Consider the following 2,966-nt stretch of genomic DNA (forward strand, 5'->3'; position numbering starts at 1 on the left):
GGCGCCGGATTTCGCGGATTTCCTGATGCGTCACATTCGCGACACGGTGCGCAACTGGGATGCGCGCGAGATGTCGCGGCAGATCGAGCTGAATATCGGCAAGGATCTGCAATACATCCGCATCAACGGTACGCTGGTCGGCGGGCTGATCGGGCTCGGGTTGTATCTGGTGTCGCTGGTGCCGCGCTGGGCGGCCGGCTGGCTGCACTGACGCGGCCACGGGTATCGCGCGGCGGGCGTGCCGGGCCGCGCCCGTGCATCATGCGTGCGCTTTCGCGCCGTGCAGTTGCAGGCCGAGTGCCTTGATGACCTTCAGGATCGTGCCGAAGCTCGGGTTGCCGTCGTGCGACAGCGCCTTGTACAGCCCTTCGCGCGACAGGCCCGCATCGCGGGCGACCTGCGACATGCCGCGTGCGCGCGCGATCACGCCGAGCGCGTGCGCGATGAAGGCCGGATCGTCGCCGGCTTCCTGCAGGCATGCTTCGAAGTAGTCGGCCATGTCGTCTTCGGTTTTCAGATGGTCGGCCGAATCCCACGGCCGGGTGCTGATCTTGTCCATCGATTACTCCATGTCGAGATGCGCGAGCATCGCGTGGGCGGCGCGGATGTCGGCCTGTTGCGTCGATTTATCGCCACCGCAGAGCAGGACGACCCAGATCGTTCCGCGCCGGACGTAGTAGACGCGATAGCCGGGGCCGTGGTCGATCCGCATCTCGACGACTGGCGAGCCGGCGGACTTCCAGTCGCCCGGATTGCCCATCGAGAGACGGTCGATGCGTGCCTGGATGCGGCGCTTCGCGACGCGATCCGGCAGGCCGGCAAACCAGGCGTCGAAGACGCCGGTGGTCCGGATGCTGAACGTAGGCGCACAGTAGGGCATGGATTGCAATGTGTCAACCATGGTTCACATGTCTGATGTGTTGTTTCGTTGCCGCTACAGTAGGGCCGCGCGCTTCGTTTGCGTGCTGAATGGCCGTTCGGCCGAAGTCGGGATCTTCCGAATCCGTCTACAATCAAAAACGTCTTTGCTGCCCGTGCGTGCCTGCCGCGCGCGGGCGGGTCCGTTTGTCCTCCGGTCTCCGGAGGCGCCGCCGTGCAGCGCGTGTCGCGCGGCGGGCAGTGCCGTGGTTTGTGTCCAGTAGGTAAGCGTCCGCGTGCCGTAGGCCGGCGCGCGTTCTGAACGCCGCGTGTCCGTAGGCCGGGCAGGCGGCATCAACCGAGAGTCCCCCATGAAAGCATCGGATTTGTTCGTGAAGGCGCTGGAAGCCGAAGGCGTCGAGTACGTGTTCGGCATTCCCGGCGAAGAAAACCTCGATCTGCTCGAATCGCTGCGGCGATCGAAGATCAAGCTCGTGCTGACCCGGCACGAGCAGGCGGCCGGGTTCATGGCCGCCACCTACGGCCGCCTGACGGGCCGCACCGGCGTGTGCATCGCCACGCTCGGGCCCGGTGCGACCAACTTCGTGACGGCGGCCGCGTATGCGCAGCTCGGCGGGATGCCGATGCTGATGATCACCGGGCAGAAGCCGATCAAGTCCAGCAAGCAGGGCCACTTCCAGATCGTCGACGTGGTCGACATGATGCAGCCGCTCACGAAGTTCACGCGGCAGATCGTGTCGATCGGCAACATCCCGTCGGCCATACGCGAGGCGTTCCGTCGCGCGGAGGAAGAGCGCCCGGGCGCCGCGCACCTCGAGCTGCCGGAAGACATCGCGCACGAGGAGGGCGACGGCAAGCCGATTCCGCGCAGCTACAGCCGGCGGCCGGTGGCCGAGGAGAAGGCGGTCGCGCACGCGGTCGACGCGATCCAGGCCGCACGCCATCCGCTCCTGATGATCGGTGCGGGCGGCAACCGCAAGACCACCTGCAAGATGCTGCTCGAATTCGTCGACAAGACGGGCATCCCGTTCTTCACGACGCAGATGGGCAAGGGCGTGATCGACGAGACCCACCCGCTGTGGCTCGGCAACGCGACGCTGTCCGACGGCGATTTCGTGCACCGCGCGATCGAGCAGGCCGATTGCATCATCAACGTCGGCCACGACGTGATCGAGAAGCCGCCGTTCTTCATGCGTACCGACGACAAGACCGTGATCCACGTGAACTTCCTCGGTGCGCAGGTCGACCCCGTCTACTTCCCGCAGATCGAGGTGGTCGGCGATATCGCGAACGCGGTGTGGCAGATGAAAGAGGCGCTCGCGCCGCAGCCGCACTGGGATTTCGCGCGCTTCGCGATGATCAAGGAGCATTTCGACGCGCACCTGGAGAAGGGCCAGCACGATCCGCGCTTCCCGATGTACCCGGTGCGGATCGTCAACGATCTGTACAACGCGCTGCCGACCGACGGCATCGTCTGTCTCGACAACGGGATGTACAAGATCTGGTTCGCGCGCTACTGGCGTGCGCACGAGCCGAATTCGCTGCTGCTCGACAACGCGCTCGCGTCGATGGGCGCGGGCCTGCCGTCGGCGATCGCGACCAAGATCGTGCATCCGCAGCGCAAGGTGATCGCCGTGTGCGGTGATGGCGGCTTCATGATGAATTCGCAGGAGCTCGAAACGGCCGTGCGGCTGAAGCTCGACCTCGTCGTGATGATCCTGCGCGACGACGCGTTCGGGATGATCCGCTGGAAGCAGGAGAACATGAACTTCCCCGATTTCGCGATGACGCTGCAGAACCCCGATTTCGTCGCGTATGCGCAGAGCTACGGTGCGCACGGGCATCGCGTCGAATCGGCCGACGATCTCGAGCCGCTGCTGCGCGAGTGTTTCTCGTCGCCGGGCGTGCACGTGATCGATGTGCCGATCGATTACTCGGACAACGAGCGCGTGCTGAACCGCGAGATCAAGCGCCTGTCGGCGCAACTCTGAATTCCCGTTCCCAGGAAGGAGTCGTTCCATGTTGAAGGAAACCTATCCGTACTACCTCGCCAACGAAGCCGTCTACGCGAACACCGATCTGGAAGT

The 2,966-nt window shown here is 64.8% G+C and carries 4 protein-coding genes; 2 read left to right on the plus strand and 2 right to left on the minus strand.

Features of this window, described 5'->3' with window-relative positions; translation table 11 throughout:
• Positions 1 to 211: DUF445 family protein (locus JYJ84_RS32830; RefSeq protein ID WP_205189998.1), on the plus strand; the 211-nt coding region annotated here is incomplete at its 5' end.
• A gap of 48 nt (positions 212 to 259) precedes the next feature.
• Here the strand turns inward: JYJ84_RS32830 and JYJ84_RS32835 are convergent.
• Together JYJ84_RS32835 and JYJ84_RS32840 are read right to left on the minus strand one after the other, a co-directional pair.
• The gene (locus JYJ84_RS32835) at positions 260 to 559 is read right to left on the minus strand and encodes an addiction module antidote protein (protein WP_021157290.1); all 300 of its coding nucleotides are present in this window, start codon (positions 557 to 559) and stop codon (positions 260 to 262) included.
• 3 nt (positions 560 to 562) lie between these two features.
• A complete protein-coding gene (locus JYJ84_RS32840) occupies positions 563 to 880 on the minus strand; it encodes a type II toxin-antitoxin system RelE/ParE family toxin (protein WP_122949086.1) in 318 nt (105 codons plus the stop codon).
• A gap of 349 nt (positions 881 to 1,229) precedes the next feature.
• Here JYJ84_RS32840 and JYJ84_RS32845 point away from each other — a divergent pair, with 349 nt between their 5' ends.
• Positions 1,230 to 2,870 carry an acetolactate synthase large subunit gene (locus tag JYJ84_RS32845; protein ID WP_175221754.1) on the plus strand — a complete coding sequence of 547 codons (1,641 nt, stop codon included), beginning with the start codon at positions 1,230 to 1,232 and terminating at the stop codon, positions 2,868 to 2,870.
• The last annotated feature ends 96 nt before the right edge of the window (positions 2,871 to 2,966 follow it).

Origin of the sequence: Burkholderia sp. LMG 13014, assembly GCF_905232215.1 — a bacterium.
GTDB lineage: Bacteria > Pseudomonadota > Gammaproteobacteria > Burkholderiales > Burkholderiaceae > Burkholderia.

Bases quoted from the DNA above. Each gene is read 5' to 3' on its own strand.
- JYJ84_RS32840 (WP_122949086.1), bottom strand. From the start codon at position 880: ATGCCCTACTGTGCGCCTACGTTCAGCATCCGGACCACCGGCGTCTTC.
- JYJ84_RS32845 (WP_175221754.1), top strand. From the start codon at position 1,230: ATGAAAGCATCGGATTTGTTCGTGAAGGCGCTGGAAGCCGAAGGCGTC.
- JYJ84_RS32835 (WP_021157290.1), bottom strand. From the start codon at position 559: ATGGACAAGATCAGCACCCGGCCGTGGGATTCGGCCGACCATCTGAAA.